The organism is Emticicia sp. GW821-FHT11C11, from assembly GCF_058808615.1.
Window position 1 is genome coordinate 271,039 of record NZ_JBXARV010000002.1, and the last position, 15,930, is coordinate 286,968.

The window sequence follows — 15,930 nt, forward strand, 5'->3', positions numbered from 1 at the left end:
GCGACATCAAACCATAGATTATCATACATTAAATAGCAAAACATTCCAAAATGGCTAAGAAAATACAATCGGCTCTTATTTCGGTTTATTACAAAGACGGCTTAGATAAAATAGTAGAATTGCTACACGCACACAATGTGCAGATTTTTTCAACAGGTGGTACCCAAACCTTTATCGAAGACCTGGGTATTCCGGTTACTGCTGTTGAAGATCTCACCAGTTACCCGTCTATTTTCGGTGGAAGAGTAAAAACGCTTCACCCCAAAGTTTTCGGTGGAATCCTCTACCGCAGGGATAACGAAGGTGACATAGCAACTGCTGCGCAATTCGAAATTCCGTCAATCGACTTAGTGATTGTAGATTTATACCCGTTCCAGGAAACAGTAGCCTCCGGTGCCGACGAAGAAGACATTATCGAGAAAATAGATATTGGTGGTATATCGCTGATACGCGGTGCTGCCAAAAACTTTAACGACGTGCTGATTGTATCGTCACGTAATCAATATGACGATGTCTTCAATATTCTGCAAGCTAAAGACTGCGGAACAGATTTAGAAGACCGCCGTCGTTACGCCATGGAGGGTTTTGCCATGAGTTCGCAATATGACACTGCTATTCATGCCTACTTTGCCAACGATGTTTACACCAATATCCAAAACTTTGCGGCATTGCCTAAAAAAGAACTGAGATACGGTGAAAACCCGCATCAGGCTGCTACTTTTTATGGTGACCTTGACAAGATGTTTGAGCAGATTCATGGCAAGGAGTTATCTTACAATAACTTAATGGATGTGGAGGCTTGTGTAAGATTGATTGATGAGTTTGAAGAGACGTCGTTTGTGATAATCAAACATAACAATGCCTGTGGGGTGGCATCGGCCCCTACTGCGCAGGAAGCTTATTTAAATGCGCTGGCTTGTGACCCTGTTTCTGCCTTTGGCGGTGTAATTATTACTAATGCCCCTGTTGATGTGGCTACGGCCGAAGAACTGCATAAGTTGTTCTTTGAAATACTGATTGCTCCGTCGTTTGACGAAGATGCGCTGACCATATTGAAAAAGAAAAAAGACCGCCGCCTGCTGATCAGAAAACCGGTAGAGTTGAGCAGGAAACAATTCCGCACGCTGTTGAATGGGGTACTGGAACAAGACAAAGACAACTCCATTGAAACCGGCAAAGACTTTAAAGTAGCTACCGAAAAAGCGCCGACTGAAAATGATATAAAAGCATTGGAGTTTGCGCTGAAAATATGCAAGCACCTGAAATCAAACAATGTGGTGCTGGCTAAAGATGGCCAGTTGCTGGCTTGTGGTGTAGGTCAGACCTCACGCGTAGACGCTTTAAAACAAGCCATTGATAAAGCCAAAACTTTCGGATTTGATTTGACAGGAGCGGCTATGGCTTCTGAAGCATTTTTCCCATTCCCTGATTGCGTTGAAATTGCCCATGAAGCGGGTATTACGGCTGTAGTTCAGCCGGGCGGTTCCATCCGTGATCAGGACTCTATTGATTTCTGCAATAAAAACGGAGTAGCAATGGTATTAACCGGTGTAAGACATTTCTTACATTGATATGCAATAAACTTAAATTAAGCGTGCCACGCCCTTACTTCAACGAGTATAGGCGTGGCACGCTTAGTATTAGTGGTATTTTCTAAACTTCCAGAGGCTTGTGTTCTATTTTTAATTCTTCTCTCACAAAGCTTTCATAGAGTTGTTCTGCCTTATCCCACGAAGTTTCGATGTCGTCATTCAGTAAAATCACATCAAACTGATTCTGAAACTCCATTTCAAATTTCATCTTATAGAGACGTCTCGAAATGCTATCCTCACTATCGGTTCCTCTGTTTCTTAAACGCTTCTCCAGTTCTTCCATCGACGGTACTTTTACATAGATAGCCAGTGCATCGTCACCAAAGTATTTTTTCAGGTTCAAACCGCCCTTTACATCCACATCAAAAATCACGTTCTTGCCATCTGCCCACATTCTTTCTATTTCCGATTTCAATGTGCCGTAGTAAGCACCCGGGTATACTTCTTCCCATTCAATAAACTCACCATTGTCTATTCTTTCTGTGAAATCGTGAATGCTCAAAAAGTAATAATCCTTGCCGTTTTCTTCGTTTCTGCCACGTTTGTCACGCGTACATGCAGAGATTGAAAACCCAAGGTTTGCGTATTTATCAAGCAAATGCTTAACAATAGTTGTTTTGCCCGAGCCCGAGGGAGCACAAAATATAATGGCTTTACCTTTCATTGAGAATGATTTGTACCTTGCCAAAACAAGGCAGATAGCTGAAATAAATTATTAAAAAAGCCATCAGGCTTGAAAACCTGATGGCTGAATATCTTGCAAAGATAGTGAAATCAACAACTAAACAACAAATGATACAGTTTTACTTCGGCAAACACAAACATTAAAATCAATAATCCTAACCCAATTTTCGCTCTTATATCCACTACAGTTGTCTGTGGGCAGCATTTCTTTTCCATTTTTAATTGCAGCGCCTCTTTAATGCTCTTCTCCAATTTATAACCCTCAATGCAGGGCATACAATCGTCCATATGCAGCTTAAAATGTTCTAGCTCAGCTTCTGATGCCGATCCATCCAGTACAGCCTGTATCATCTGCATGCACTTCTGATGATTTTCACACCTATTTTTCATTAGTATAATGTTTAGGGGATTCCATATCTACTCCCTATATTAATTTTTTTGTTTACTGCTTCAGGCATTTAGCCTTCTGCACTATTTATCGATAGTAATTTTTCAAATAATAGTCTGATTAGAGACCGCCAGCTTAATCCTGCTCTGCCATTTCATCGGTCTTATAACCCATTGATGACGCGTAACTTTTCAGCTTTTCTTTCAACAAATTTCTTGCTCTGTGTAACCTCGACCGTACCGTTCCGATAGGTATATCCAAAATCTTTGCCATTTCTTCGTAGGTAAATCCTTCAATGTCACAAAGGATAATCACCGTACGAAAATCAACCGGCAAGCTATTCAACGCATTGGCTACTTCATCACCAATCATGTCCTGCACAGTCTCCGTCCGCAAGTCAGTTGTTGCGTCCATTTCGGCATCTTCTACCGAATTGTACGTCGTTTCAACGTCCTGATAATCAACCTTTGACGGCTCCTTGCTTTTCTTGCGGTAGTCGTTAATGAAACTGTTTTTCAGTATTCTAAACAACCACGCTTTTGCATTAGTTCCACGTTCAAATGAATTGATAAACCTGAATGCTTTCAGATAAGTATCCTGCACCAGGTCGTTGGCATCGTCTTCATCGTTCGTAAGTCTGAAGGCAAAGTTATACATGGAGTCAATGTGGGGCATAAACTCCTTGTCAAAGACCGCATATTTTTCTTTTTCAGAATATCTTTCTATTTCTATTATTTCTTCTTCCATAAGCTTATTTGCTTTAAAAAACCTACAAACAGCTATTTATAGGTATTGTAGTAGCTCAATTGTACAGTCCTCCATAATTTCGGTAAAGTTAAGAGTTTTAGCAAGAAAAAAATAATATTATTATCAGAAAACGAAAATTATGCCGAAGGAAGAATTCAGCGTATGAATGGAGAAAATCCGGTGATATTCCCTCTTTTAGTCAATACCAGCTATACTTTATGATACTACTGAAATAGAATTTACACTAAGCCGATATCTCAAGTTTATATCCTTTTCCATGAATACTGGTGATCCTGATGGTCTCATCTCCCTGCAATTTTTTTCTCAGTTTCGACACAAACACATCCAGGCTTCTGCCCACTACAAACACGCCTTCGTCTTCCCACACTTCCTTTAAAAGTCTTTCTCTTTCTACTACCTGATTCTGATTGGCCGCAAAAATACTTAGCAGCCGGGCTTCTTTGTCCGACAACTCCACCTCTTCTTTCCCTTTCTTCAACAAGGCTCTTTCCGGATAAAACACATAGCCACCCACAGCTACAAAGGGGCTGTCAATCACGCATTCCTCTTTCTTTTTTGTTTGGAACAACCTCCTGTTGAATAACGAAAAAAGTGTTCCACCGGTCAGTATGAATCCTACTGCCCACCACAGATTCATGGGCGAAGCCTTTTGGTAATCACTCGTAAATTCGATCTGAATCTGATAGCAGTCTGTCGTTTGTTTTCTACCTAGGCAAGGTATTACATCTGAGTCTTTTGCGCGCACTTCATAACCGAACACAACGTCGGGTTTCTGACAACTGTATACATTTACCATGTAATCAAGCGGCAATTTTGCATTGATGAGGCGGTCATGCACAATCTTCACGAGCGTATCAGGTACGAACGTAAACTCGCTCTGAAACTCAAGCTGGAAGGTTCTGTCACCTACCTTTTTTACAGGCAGAATCTTCGAAGTTGAATCTCCGGCATGCTGCAATAATCTGTGGCCGATTTCTCGTACAACCAGCATGGCTCTTTTTTCGAGAAACTCCTGCGAGTCATTGACAGCCAGCGTGCCTGCCGACAGTGCTATGGCCGCAAAAACGGCCAGACCGGTAATGTATATTTTCGGTTTCATATATCTGACAAAAGTATTGTAAAGATGGTGCAAGTTGAGCAGAATTACATACAATTTACACTTTTTTACATTCATTTTACTTCTGCCGGTTTTCAGTCTTCTACATTTGAGCCATTACTCAATCAAAAAAATCGATTATGAAAAAACTCATTTCAACCGCATTCCTTTGTTGCGTTCTGGCTGGCAGCGCATTTAGCCAGCAAATTTGCTCGGCGGCCTTTCTCGACAATAAAATGGTAGTAGACAAATACACTAAAACAGGCTACAAAAATGAGATTTCGCTCAAAGCTACGGGAGACCTGACAGTGAACACGGTAAATCTATCAGCTAATGAAAGTAAGGCTGTTGATAAAATACCTTTTCGTGTGGCTATTAAAGAAAAAGAGACTCAGACCCTCAGTTTTTTTTCTAAAGAAGACTTCATGAAAGTTGATGTGCAGAAGGTATTGTCACATTGCAAAAAAGGAGACCAGATTGTATTGCTGACGATGGATAAGCAGTACTCATTACCACACAACGAAATTCTGGTAAAATAAAACGGGCTGTTTCAGACCGGCGTAAATCTGAAACAGCTCTTCTGTTACATTATATGAAAAAGCTATATACCTCTTTATTTCTTTTACCACTCACTACTTTTTGCCAGATAAAACCTGCCGATACTAAATTCATTCTTGCCCCCGGCGAAAGCCGGATAATCTGGAAAGGCACGCAGGTATTGGGCGGCGGCCATGAAGGCACCATTCAATTGAATTCCGGAAGTCTGGACTTTTCGCCGGACGGGAAACTCAAAGGCGGTAGCTTTATTGTCAACATGAAAAGCATTGATAATACCGACATTAAACCCGAAAAAAGCAGCAAAGAACTGGAAGACCATCTGAACTCAGAAGACTTTTTCTCGGTGTTCCGCTATCCTACGGCTGCTTTTGTTATTAACAGGATTAATCCCGGTCTTAAACCCAATGCCTATACTATTGCAGGCAACTTTACATTGAAGGGTTTTGCCAATACCATTACATTCCCTGCCACAATCGTGGTAAACAAAAATCAGGCAAAAGCACAGGCGGAATTCAGCATTGACAGAACCCGATGGGGCATTACCTATAAATCTTACAATTTCTTGTCGCAGGTAAAAGATGAGATGATTTCTAACGATATCAAACTTTCATTGAGTCTGGTGTTTAATGCGATTCAATAATAAAAAGACCATGAAAAAAATAGTTATACTTCTGTACGTACTACCGTTTTGGGGGTTTAGCCAGACAAAAGAATCCTGGCTGCTAAAACCTAAAGAACAATGGCCGCCCATTGCCTTAGTGAACGACGTCACCTACAAAAACGGGAATAAATACGAAGACCCCACCATCACGTATGCGGCCAGTGGTTTTTTGTTAGATACCGGAAAAGACACCTTAGCAATTACGGCCAAACATGTGATATGGGTAGCACGCAATAAAGCTTCTGACAAAGTCTATATCAATGACCACCTGAAAACCTGGAAAATGTATCCCAGACATCATCCGGAAGATTCTGTTATCATCGATAGGCTGATTAATGAAGACCCCACCGAAAAACTCTTTGACGGGCCTGATAACGGCGTGCTGCAAAGAGACTGGCTAGTGTTTACTACCAGATATATTTCTCCCAATATTCAGCCCGTCAGATTAAGAGAAGAGCCCTTGAAAGTAGGTGATAAAGTTTATCTGACAGGGAATCCGTATCGTTTTGATAAAACACTGACAGCAGACGGATACATTAATAAGAAACAAGGTGATATACTCTTTGTAAAATTTAACGACCCGGCTCTTAAAGCTGCTTTTCTGGGTGGAGCCAGTGGTTCGCCAATACTGGATGAAAATGGCAAATTAATAGGCATTTTTTCAAATGGCGTACTTGATACTAAAACCGGTGAAAGAATTACGTACGTCAACTCAACGGCATATTTAAAAAAGGTATTGTCGGGAGTAAAGCCGCTTAACGTAAACAAAAAGCAAATCTCCGGCTACCTCGATTCACTTATTCAAACCATTGGCGTAAAAAAAGCGATGGACAATTTTGAAAGCTATACTAAAACCGAAAAAGCTTATGATGAATATGAACTGACCTATCTAAACTATAACAAGCTGATTAACACGGGAGAGAAAATAGCTGTTACTAAAGATAAAAAAGAATCAGTTCTCTACTTTGAAAGACTGCTGAGCATTTACCCCAATAATCATCTGATAATCATTGCCCTGTCCAAGTCCTACGCTACCAATAACCAGAAACAAAAAGCCATCGATTTGCTCGAATCAAGCAAAGATAAAGTTGACCCCGATGTAAAAGGGGAACTAGAAAAAAGGTTGAACGAAATAAAGGACAATTGATGAAATGAATAGTTGTGGACGCGAGTTCTATATTATAAGGTAAACCGCTACCTTTGAGCAAAAAACTTACGCATGAATCTTGATTTAACAGGCAAAACGGCATGGGTATGCGGTAGTACGCAAGGAATCGGTAAAGCCACTGCCGTTGAGCTGGCGCTGTTAGGTGCCAATGTTACACTCATAGCCCGCAACGAAGAAAAACTGAAAGAGGTAGTAAAGGAATTACCACGCAAGAAAAACCAGAAACACCGTTATCTGGTAATTGATTTTTCACAGACCAGATTTATAAAAGCTAAACTTGACAGGCACCTTAGTAAATACCCGGAGGTGCATATTCTCATCAACAATACAGGCGGCCCAGCTTCGGGAGCTATTATTGAGGCCGACATCACTCAATTCAATGAGACTTTTCAGGCGCATGTCATTGCCGCTCAACTATTGGCACAAGCAACAGTACCTGCTATGAAAACCGCCGGGTATGGCCGTATTATTAATATTACCTCTGTGGGTATGAAAGAGCCGATCGTCGGATTAGGCGTATCAAACACCATCCGTGCTGCTATGGGTAACTGGGGGAAATCGATGGCCAATGAGTTAGGCAAATTCGGCATTACTGTCAATAATGTTTTGCCCGGCTACACCACCACCGCCCGCTTGGAAAAAATAAACGAAACCCGTGCCAAAACAAGCAATAAAAGTATAGAAGAGGTTGAAAAAGAGCAACTGAAAGATATACCAATTGGCCGCTTCACTGCTCCGGAAGAAACCGGGGCGGTTATTGCCTTTTTATGCTCACCGGCTGCGGCATCAGTAACCGGCACAAGCATACCCGTTGATGGTGGAAGGCTGAGCAGTCATTAATTTATCTTATGCCTTTGATGTATTCCTTTTGATATAAAAACGGGGTTTTACCTGTAATCTCTTTAAACTGCCTGTTAAAGTTTGAAATAGTATTATAGCCGCTTTCATAAGCTACCTGTGTAATATTCAGGTTGCCCTCATGCAGCAACTTACAGGCATGCCCGATGCGGATTTCGGAAATAAAATCAAAGAAAGTCTTATTGGTGCGACTTTTGAAATAACGGCAAAAAGCCGACTCACTCATACTGACCAACGAGGCCAGCTCGCTCAACCGTACTTCTTCCTTAAAGTGTTTCATTACATACTCATGTACTTTTTGCATGCGCTCGGTTTCTGAAACCTTGTGGGTATTTACGTACCCGAAACTGGCAATGTAGTCATATTCGGTCGATTGAGACAATTCATGAAGCATACTGAGAAATTTCATCACCCGCTCAAAGCCCTCACTCAAATGCAGATTCTGTAGTTCATGCCTGATATAGTCTCGGGTAACTCCAAAAATATCCAGTCCTCGCTCCCCTTTTTCCAGCAATTGCTTTAGCGGATGCATCTCGCTTTTTTCAAAGAACCCATTCCCCAGAAAATCCTCAGTAAAATAAATAACAATGCCATGTGTCTGCAGGTCTGAGTTTTGGTCAAAATAAGCCCGGTCGCTTTGCCAGAGGTGCGGAATATTAGGCCCTAGAAACACCGTATCACCGGCTTCAAAATGGCTGATATTATCGCCTATAAATCTTGTTCCGCTTCCTTCCAGCACTGTGAACAACTGATAATGCGGATGGAAATGCCAGTTAGGGTCAAAATGGGGCTCTATCAAATCTTTTAAAGTAAAAGAATAAACCGCACTTTCAACTGATTTTTTCAGGATAGGCTTCATATCGAACAAGTCTGAATTTTAACCATAAATCTAGCAATAAAAACAAATAAAGTCAAAATACAGTCATCATTAGTAAAATTAGGCTCATTATTTTGTACTTTTTTAAGATAGTTTTGTAATGTGAAAAAATAAAAAATCAGCATGAAGTTTGGGATGAATCTCCTTCTGTGGGGAACAGAAATTAACGAGAGCCTTTTTCCGGTATTGGAAGAAATAAAAGCACTGGGATTTGACGGTGTAGAAGTACCCATTTTTGATACAGACCCAACCCATTGGTATGCCTGGCGTGCAAAACTGGATGAACTGGAATTGGACAGAATTGCGGTAACCATCTGCGGCCCTGATTTTAACCAGATAAGCCCTGATCCGGCTATGAGAAAAGCCACTTTGGAACGCAACAAAAGGGCAGTCGACTGTGCTTTAGTATTGGGAGCTAATCTGTTAAACGGCCCATACCACTCTGCCTTGGGGCAATTTACAGGGCAGCCACCAACCGAACAGGAATGGCGCTGGGCAGTTGAAAACCTGCAGGAGCTTGCGGAGTATGCCGATAATCTGGGCATTACGCTGGGACTTGAATACTTGAACCGGTTTGAAAGCTATCTGGTATCATCAACAGATGAACTAATCAAGCTGGTAGAAGACGTAGACCACCCGGCCTGTAAAATTATGTTTGATACCTTCCATGCCAACATAGAAGAGAAAAACCTGGGCGATGCCATCAGAAAACTATCTAAACATCTGGTGCATATTCAGGTATCAGAAAACGACCGCAGCACCGTAGGCAAAGGCAATGTGAACTGGGAAGAAGTTTTTAAAGCAATAGAAGATATCAAATATGATGGCTGGCTTTCAGTTGAAGCCTTCAGTCAGAAACTGGCTGTGGCCAATATCTGGCGCAAAATGTTCGACTCCGAAACACAATTAATGAAAGATAGTCTTAGTTTTTTAAAAAATAGTATTGCCGAAAATCCCGGAACACCGAGTATTCCTTATTAACGCTTAACGGATTTGACGCTAACCTAAAACAATTAAACCATGTCAAAGAAAATCAATATTGCTATCGTCGGACTTGGCTTTGGGGCTGAGTTTATCCCTATTTATCAACGCCATCCGCATACCAATATGTATGCTATCTGCCAACGCAACGTAGAGAAACTGAATCAGATTGGTGATGCGTTCGGCATTGAAAAACGTTATTCAGATTACGACGAGCTACTGAAAGATCCGGATGTTGATGCGGTACACATTAACTCTCCTATCCCAAACCACGCCGAGCAAAGTCTGAAAGCCCTTTATGCAGGCAAACACGTGGCTTGTACTGTACCGATGGCTACTTCGGTAGAAGATTGTATGGCCATTGTAAAGGCAGTAAAAGAAACAGGCAAAAAATATATGATGATGGAAACCGTGGTATATGCCCGCGAGTTTCTGTTTGTAAAAGAATTATATGAAAAAGGCGAGCTGGGTAAAGTACAGTTCCTGAAAGCGAGCCACCAACAGGATATGGACGGCTGGCCTGACTATTGGCCGGGTTTACCTCCCATGCACTATGCAACCCACTGCGTAGGCCCCGTAGCCGGTTTATTAAAGTTAGAGGCCGAATACGTTTCATGTTTTGGTTCTGGTACTATTCGTGAAGAACTGGCTCAGATTCACAATTCTCCTTTTGCGGTCGAGTCTGCTCATATCAAATTCAAAGACAGCGACCTGAGCGCTTATGTGTATCGCTCGTTGTTTGACGTGGCTCGTCAGTACCGTGAAAGTTTTGAAGTGTATGGTTCGAAAAAATCTTTCGAGTGGGCGCTGGTTGAAAACGAAGAACACATCATTCACACAGCCAAAAAACCTGAACACGAGATTCCGGAAAAAGTAACGGTAAAAGATTACGCCGAACTACTACCTGAAGGCATTCAGCAATTTACAACCAAAGGCGTATACGATTTAGGAGAAAACGGCCACTTGTCGTTCACACAGGGTTCAGGCCACGGTGGTTCTCACCCGCATCTGGCGCATGAGTTCGTAATGGCGCTCATTGAAGACCGCGAACCATTCCCGAATGCGGCTCAATCGGCCAACTGGACAAGCGTTGGTATTCTGGCTCACGAATCTGCTATGCAAGGTGGTAAAATAATTTACCTACCCGATTTCAATAATGCATAATCAAACAGTTGGGCGGGTTATCTCGCCCAACTGATTATAGATCTCTTCAACATTCATTGCCCTGCTTTTTATAAATCTTATGAAAAAAACACTCATACTCCTGATCGTTCTGCTATGGCAAAGCGTTCAGGCTCAGAAAGCCCGCCGACTTGAAATTTTGTTTCTGGGCGATAACGGTCATCACCAACCCATCGAAAGGCTCCCGACATTGATGGCAGCCCTTGGTGCTAAAGGTGTCAACTTTACTTATACCGACCGTCTGGAAGATATCAACCCAAAGAATCTGGCAAAATACGATGCCCTGATGATCTACGCCAATTGGGACGAAATCACTCCGGCAGCCGAAAAGGCTTTGCTGGAATACGTGGCATCGGGCAAGGGAATCCTGCCTATTCACTGTGCCTCTTTCTGTTTCCGTAATTCACCTGAATATGTCAAATTGGTAGGTGGACAATTCTGGCGACACAAAATGGACACTATTCAGGTAAAAACAGTTTTACCCACGCATTTGATTGTGAAGGATTTACCTCAGATTAAATCGTATGACGAAACTTATCTGCACAGTCATTTGCAGGCGGATAACAACGTATTGCAGGTACGCGAAATAAAGGCCGATCAAACCGCCGATCGTTCTGAAACCAATATTGAACCTTATACATGGACCCGTACTTATGGTAAAGGTCGAGTATTCTATACTGCTTACGGGCATGATGATAACACCTGGAGTAATTCTGCCTTCCAGCAATTACTCTATAATGGCATTGTGTGGGCGGTTGATGAAGGTGCCCGTTCGGCACATGCAGCTTTAAATCCTAAGCCGTTTGAATACAGAGGTGCTAATTTACCGAATTATGAGAAACGCCCGGGCGTACAATTGCAACAATTGCCGCTTTCGCCGGAAGAATCAATGAAACACTTGCAGGTGCCTGTTGATTTTACATTGGATCTTTTTGCAGCAGAGCCTAACGTGCAGCACCCGATTGCGATGTCGTGGGATGAAAAAGGTCGTTTGTATGTACTGATTACAAAAGATTATCCGAATGAAAGAAAAGACAGTGGCGGCAGCGACTATATCCTGATGTGTGAAGATACTGACAAAGACGGTAAGGCTGATAAGTTTACCCACTTTGCTGACGGATTAAGCATACCAACCGGAATGGTATTTGCCAACGGTGGTTTGATTGTATCGCAGGCACCTCACATGATATTCCTGAAAGATAATGACGGAGACAACAAAGCCGATGAAAAGAAAATCCTGTTTACAGGATTCGGTACAGGAGATACACACGCCGGGCCATCGAACCTTCATTACGGATTTGATAACTGGATCTGGGGCAGTGTTGGTTATTCTGGTTTTTACGGAAAAGTAGGTTCGGCAGATAGTCTGAAATTTGGGCAGGCATTGTTCCGCTTCAAACCTGACGGTTCGAAACTGGAATGGACAACCAGTACTTCTAATAATACCTGGGGTATGGGTTTCAACGAAGCCGGTGATGTATTCGGCTCAACTGCCAACAATGCACACGGCTGGTATATGGCTATTCCGCACAGAAACTTCCTGAATCCCGGCTTTAATGCAGATAATGGCAGCCGCTCTACCGATACGCACAAAGACATGAAACCTATTACGGAGAAAGTAAGACAGGTGGATGTTTTTGGTGGATTTACGGCCGCAGCCGGACACAATTTTTATACAGCAAGGGCTTTCCCTAAAAACTACTGGAACCAGATTGCCTTTGTAAGTGAGCCAACCGGGCACATTGTGCATCAGAACCAGATGGAGAAAAAGGGTACCAATTATGAAGACAAAGAATCATTCAACTTGATGGCCGGTGCCGACGAATGGTTTGCACCTGTGTTTGCCGAGGTTGGCCCTGACGGCGCCGTTTGGGTAGCTGACTGGTATAGTTATATTATTCAGCATAATCCTACTCCTAGGGGCTTTGATAATGGCCTTGGTAATGCTTACCAAACCGATTTACGCGATTTTACACACGGACGCATCTATCGAGTAGGTTGGAAAGACGCGCCTGCTTATACCCCGTTGTCACTGAGCAAAGACCGTCCGGACGAGTTATTGGCTGCATTGAAAAACACCAATATGTTCTGGAGAAGTCATGCGCAAAGATTACTGGTTGAACGCGGCAAAACTGACGTAGTTCCTGCTTTGATTGCCCTTGTAAAAGACCAATCGGTAGATGAAATCGGGTTGAACACCGCGGCTATTCATGCACTCTGGACATTGAAAGGTTTAGGTGTAATAGAAACTAACCCGCAGGCATTACAGGCGGTAACAGCCGCTTTGAAGCACCCTTCATGGGCTGTTCAGAAAAATGCTATTCAGATTCTACCAACCACTAAAAACTCGGTGGATGTTATTTTACAGAACGACCTGCTGAACAACAAAGAACCATTGGTTGTATTGAATGCTATTCTGGCTTTAAGCGAAATGCCGCTTACTCCGGCATCTGAACAGGCATTACTGACACGCATAGAAACTGCTACAGAAAGCACTGACCGGTGGTTACCTGATGCCTTTGCAGTGGCTTTAACCAGCCATCAATCAGTTCTACTGAAGAAACACCTAAACAGACTGGCAAGCACTAAAACTACTGCTCCTATGAGTCACGACCACTCGGCCATGAATCATGGAACACCAGCCAAAGAAGCACCGAAAGCGCTTCCTGCACCTGTAGCCGGCGTTGACTTACTAATCACTAATCTACGTACTGAGCCCACGTCTCCTTATGTACGTGAAGGCATGCGGTATTTTGTAGAAGTGAAAAACAACGGTAAGGATTCAGTAAAGAAAGGGAATGTTGTTTCTCTGAAAATAGAAATCACAGGTAAAGATCAGAAGTTCACCATTTGGAGTATGGTGCATAACAGTGGCATAGCTCCGGGCGAAACCGTAACCATCTCTAAAAATACCAATGGCCCCTGGTCGGGTGACTTCTACTTCTCAAACGATATAGCCGGAGACTACACCTTCAGCATTATGGTTGACCATGAGAACAAGATTGAAGAAAACAACGAGAAGAATAATTATTACATTAAGAAAATCACGGTTCAGCAGGCTCAAAAACTTTCAACATTCGCCTTAGAAAGAGCAGCCAGAAGTTACGCTTCTGTAATGCCTGCCGATACTTTGGTAGCCTTGCTTAAATACTGGGATAAATTACCTGCCACAGAAAATGTAGCCTTGCTGAAAGGTATTTCGAACGGTTGGAATCCACGTAAGAAAGGGACAGTAAATGCAGAGAATGCCAAATTCATAGCTTCTTTAAACAGCAAACTCACAGAGACCAATGCTGAAAGATTGAATAAGCTACTGGTAGCATGGGGCTTGAAAAGCAGCACTGCCGACGATGACAAAAATGCCATTGTTATCAGTATCAAGGCTATCAAAGAAGAGATGAAGTTTGATAAAAAAGAATTTACAGTAAAAGCCGGCAAGCCTGTAATACTGGTGTTCGAAAACCCTGATGCCATGCAACACAACATTGTAATTGGCAAGCAGAAAAGCATGGAGATAATCGGAAATGCAGCCGATAAAATGATTACCCAAAAAGACGGTGCCGAGAAGAATTACGTACCGGGCATTCCGCAGGTAATAGCTTCTACACCTCTGGTGAATCCGAATGAAACGTATCGTTTAAAATTCACCGCTCCGGCCGAAGCAGGTAATTATCCGTTTGTGTGTACATTCCCCGGCCACTGGCGATTAATGTTCGGAACTATGAAAGTAGTGAAATAAAACTAACGTACAATAGATTGTAATAATCATACAAACAGCTTCTCAATTGAGAGGCTGTTTTGTTTTTTGGCGAATCATAGCAACAAAATAATGGAGTAAATAAAAAAGCGACTTTGCAATTATTACAAAGCCGCTCTAAAACTTACAGTTTATCCTCACCCCACACTCAACTCCAATATCTTCTCAACCACATCAGGAGTAATATCAGCGTTCTCACCTAAAACTATTCCTTTCTCTTCAAAACGCTTCACAATCTTCTGAATGGTTTCTTGCCCTATGCCATAGGTCTTTGCCCGGGTCGGTATATCTAAGGACTCATAGAAATCAATCGTTTTCTGAATCGCTCCTTCTACAAGTTCATCATCCGTTCCTGTCAGGTTCCATACTCTTTGTGCATATTGAATCAGTTTTCCGCGCTTGTCATCCTTTTTGATTCTTAACAAGTGAGGCAACACGACTGCCAGCGTACGTGCGTGGTCAATGCCATGAGCAGCCGTCAACTCATGTCCTATCTCATGGGTAGCCCAATCCTGTGGTACACCCACGCCTATAAAACCATTCAAAGCCACAGTAGCCGCCCACATAAAGTTAGCACGAGACTCATAATCAGTCGGGTTTTCAAGTGTTTGAGGTGCTATGTTAATCAAAGTCTGCAATACCGACTCCGCCATGCGGTCCTGAATTTCAGCATTGACAGGATAGGTCATGTACTGTTCCATTACATGCGTAAAAGCATCCGCAATACCATTTGCTACCTGGCTTTTAGGTAATGAATAGGTAGTCTCCGGGTCAAGAATTGAAAACACCGGATACAATCGTGGGTGTCCCATCCCTTTCTTTTCATGCGTTTCTTTACGGCTGATTACAGCAAAGAAATTCATCTCCGATCCTGTAGCGGGCAATGTAAGCACCGAGCCTAAAGGAATAGCTTTCTTAATAACCGTCTCACCTGTTACCAATGCCCAGGCATCCTCACTTTCGTAAGGAATAGCTGCCGCAATAAACTTGGTGCCATCTAATACCGACCCACCGCCAACAGCCAGCAGAAAACTGACCTTTTCTTTTTTTGCCAATTCAACTGCCTGCATCAGCGTTTCATAGGTTGGGTTCGCTTCAATGCCTCCAAATTCTATGATGCTTCGATCAGCCAAAGCACTTTTCACCTGCTCATAGACACCGTTTTTAAAGATGCTGCCGCCACCATAGGTAAGCATTATTTTGGCATCTTCCGGAATCTGCTTGTTCAGTTGAGCAATCTGTCCTTTACCGAACAGTATCTTTACCGGATTCTGATATACAAAGTTGTTAAACATGGCTTTGATGGTTTAAAACAGCAATGCCATGCTAAACAACATGGCACAACTGTATATAATATTGA

The 15,930-nt window shown here is 42.5% G+C and carries 14 protein-coding genes; 8 read left to right on the forward strand and 6 right to left on the reverse strand.

Features of this window, described 5'->3' with window-relative positions; translation table 11 throughout:
* The first annotated feature begins 50 nt into the window (after positions 1 to 50).
* Positions 51 to 1,571, forward strand: a complete 1,521-nt coding sequence (gene purH, locus AC1RRY_RS11060) for a bifunctional phosphoribosylaminoimidazolecarboxamide formyltransferase/IMP cyclohydrolase (RefSeq protein ID WP_492820869.1) — start codon at positions 51 to 53, stop codon at positions 1,569 to 1,571.
* An 82-nt stretch (positions 1,572 to 1,653) separates the two neighbouring features.
* Here the strand turns inward: purH and gmk are convergent, their stop codons facing one another.
* The 4 genes from gmk to AC1RRY_RS11080 all read right to left on the reverse strand — a co-directional run bounded on the left by gmk (position 1,654) and on the right by AC1RRY_RS11080 (position 4,531).
* Positions 1,654 to 2,256, reverse strand: a complete 603-nt coding sequence (gene gmk / locus AC1RRY_RS11065) for a guanylate kinase (RefSeq protein ID WP_492820867.1) — start codon at positions 2,254 to 2,256, stop codon at positions 1,654 to 1,656.
* Between the two features lie 110 nt (positions 2,257 to 2,366).
* Positions 2,367 to 2,666, reverse strand: coding sequence for a hypothetical protein (locus tag AC1RRY_RS11070; RefSeq protein WP_492820865.1), 300 nt, complete (start codon positions 2,664 to 2,666; stop codon positions 2,367 to 2,369).
* 133 nt (positions 2,667 to 2,799) lie between these two features.
* Positions 2,800 to 3,411, reverse strand: coding sequence for a sigma-70 family RNA polymerase sigma factor (locus AC1RRY_RS11075; protein ID WP_101728108.1), 612 nt, complete (start codon positions 3,409 to 3,411; stop codon positions 2,800 to 2,802).
* Between the two features lie 244 nt (positions 3,412 to 3,655).
* Complete coding sequence (locus tag AC1RRY_RS11080) at positions 3,656 to 4,531, reverse strand: winged helix-turn-helix domain-containing protein (RefSeq protein WP_492820863.1); 876 nt, start codon at positions 4,529 to 4,531, stop codon at positions 3,656 to 3,658.
* Positions 4,532 to 4,668: 137 nt separating this feature from the next.
* Here AC1RRY_RS11080 and AC1RRY_RS11085 point away from each other — a divergent pair, with 137 nt between their 5' ends.
* The 4 genes from AC1RRY_RS11085 (at position 4,669) to AC1RRY_RS11100 (ending at position 7,755) form a co-directional block, all read left to right on the forward strand.
* Entirely contained in the window at positions 4,669 to 5,067 is a 399-nt protein-coding gene (locus tag AC1RRY_RS11085; protein WP_492820861.1) for a hypothetical protein, read from the forward strand.
* Positions 5,068 to 5,120: 53 nt separating this feature from the next.
* Positions 5,121 to 5,726, forward strand: a complete 606-nt coding sequence (locus AC1RRY_RS11090) for a YceI family protein (protein ID WP_492820859.1) — start codon at positions 5,121 to 5,123, stop codon at positions 5,724 to 5,726.
* A 10-nt stretch (positions 5,727 to 5,736) separates the two neighbouring features.
* Positions 5,737 to 6,894 carry a S1 family peptidase gene (locus tag AC1RRY_RS11095; RefSeq protein ID WP_492820857.1) on the forward strand — a complete coding sequence of 386 codons (1,158 nt, stop codon included), beginning with the start codon at positions 5,737 to 5,739 and terminating at the stop codon, positions 6,892 to 6,894.
* A gap of 72 nt (positions 6,895 to 6,966) precedes the next feature.
* Entirely contained in the window at positions 6,967 to 7,755 is a 789-nt protein-coding gene (locus AC1RRY_RS11100) for an SDR family oxidoreductase (protein WP_492820855.1), read from the forward strand.
* Between the two features lies 1 nt (position 7,756).
* On the opposite strand, the gene AC1RRY_RS11105 is transcribed toward AC1RRY_RS11100, so the two are convergent.
* Positions 7,757 to 8,632, reverse strand: a complete 876-nt coding sequence (locus tag AC1RRY_RS11105; protein WP_492820853.1) for an AraC family transcriptional regulator — start codon at positions 8,630 to 8,632, stop codon at positions 7,757 to 7,759.
* Positions 8,633 to 8,785: 153 nt separating this feature from the next.
* On the opposite strand from AC1RRY_RS11105, the gene AC1RRY_RS11110 reads away from it, so the two are divergent.
* The 3 genes from AC1RRY_RS11110 (at position 8,786) to AC1RRY_RS11120 (ending at position 14,552) form a co-directional block, all read left to right on the forward strand.
* Positions 8,786 to 9,631 (forward strand): sugar phosphate isomerase/epimerase family protein, encoded by an 846-nt coding sequence (locus tag AC1RRY_RS11110; RefSeq protein WP_492820851.1) that lies wholly within the window; start codon positions 8,786 to 8,788, stop codon positions 9,629 to 9,631.
* 39 nt (positions 9,632 to 9,670) lie between these two features.
* On the forward strand, positions 9,671 to 10,795 hold the full coding sequence (locus AC1RRY_RS11115) for a Gfo/Idh/MocA family protein (RefSeq protein WP_492820849.1): 1,125 nt from the start codon (positions 9,671 to 9,673) through the stop codon (positions 10,793 to 10,795).
* 79 nt (positions 10,796 to 10,874) lie between these two features.
* Complete coding sequence (locus AC1RRY_RS11120) at positions 10,875 to 14,552, forward strand: PVC-type heme-binding CxxCH protein (RefSeq protein ID WP_492820847.1); 3,678 nt, start codon at positions 10,875 to 10,877, stop codon at positions 14,550 to 14,552.
* A 155-nt stretch (positions 14,553 to 14,707) separates the two neighbouring features.
* Here AC1RRY_RS11120 and AC1RRY_RS11125 read toward each other — a convergent pair whose 3' ends face one another.
* Positions 14,708 to 15,865, reverse strand: coding sequence for an iron-containing alcohol dehydrogenase (locus AC1RRY_RS11125; protein WP_492820845.1), 1,158 nt, complete (start codon positions 15,863 to 15,865; stop codon positions 14,708 to 14,710).
* Positions 15,866 to 15,930 lie beyond the last annotated feature (65 nt).

Bases quoted from the DNA above. Each gene is read 5' to 3' on its own strand.
- AC1RRY_RS11105 (WP_492820853.1), bottom strand. From the start codon at position 8,632: ATGAAGCCTATCCTGAAAAAATCAGTTGAAAGTGCGGTTTATTCTTTT.
- AC1RRY_RS11095 (WP_492820857.1), top strand. From the start codon at position 5,737: ATGAAAAAAATAGTTATACTTCTGTACGTACTACCGTTTTGGGGGTTT.
- AC1RRY_RS11120 (WP_492820847.1), top strand. From the start codon at position 10,875: ATGAAAAAAACACTCATACTCCTGATCGTTCTGCTATGGCAAAGCGTT.
- AC1RRY_RS11070 (WP_492820865.1), bottom strand. From the start codon at position 2,666: ATGAAAAATAGGTGTGAAAATCATCAGAAGTGCATGCAGATGATACAG.
- AC1RRY_RS11125 (WP_492820845.1), bottom strand. From the start codon at position 15,865: ATGTTTAACAACTTTGTATATCAGAATCCGGTAAAGATACTGTTCGGT.
- gmk (WP_492820867.1), bottom strand. From the start codon at position 2,256: ATGAAAGGTAAAGCCATTATATTTTGTGCTCCCTCGGGCTCGGGCAAA.
- AC1RRY_RS11085 (WP_492820861.1), top strand. From the start codon at position 4,669: ATGAAAAAACTCATTTCAACCGCATTCCTTTGTTGCGTTCTGGCTGGC.
- AC1RRY_RS11090 (WP_492820859.1), top strand. From the start codon at position 5,121: ATGAAAAAGCTATATACCTCTTTATTTCTTTTACCACTCACTACTTTT.
- AC1RRY_RS11100 (WP_492820855.1), top strand. From the start codon at position 6,967: ATGAATCTTGATTTAACAGGCAAAACGGCATGGGTATGCGGTAGTACG.
- AC1RRY_RS11075 (WP_101728108.1), bottom strand. From the start codon at position 3,411: ATGGAAGAAGAAATAATAGAAATAGAAAGATATTCTGAAAAAGAAAAA.
- purH (WP_492820869.1), top strand. From the start codon at position 51: ATGGCTAAGAAAATACAATCGGCTCTTATTTCGGTTTATTACAAAGAC.
- AC1RRY_RS11115 (WP_492820849.1), top strand. From the start codon at position 9,671: ATGTCAAAGAAAATCAATATTGCTATCGTCGGACTTGGCTTTGGGGCT.
- AC1RRY_RS11110 (WP_492820851.1), top strand. From the start codon at position 8,786: ATGAATCTCCTTCTGTGGGGAACAGAAATTAACGAGAGCCTTTTTCCG.
- AC1RRY_RS11080 (WP_492820863.1), bottom strand. From the start codon at position 4,531: ATGAAACCGAAAATATACATTACCGGTCTGGCCGTTTTTGCGGCCATA.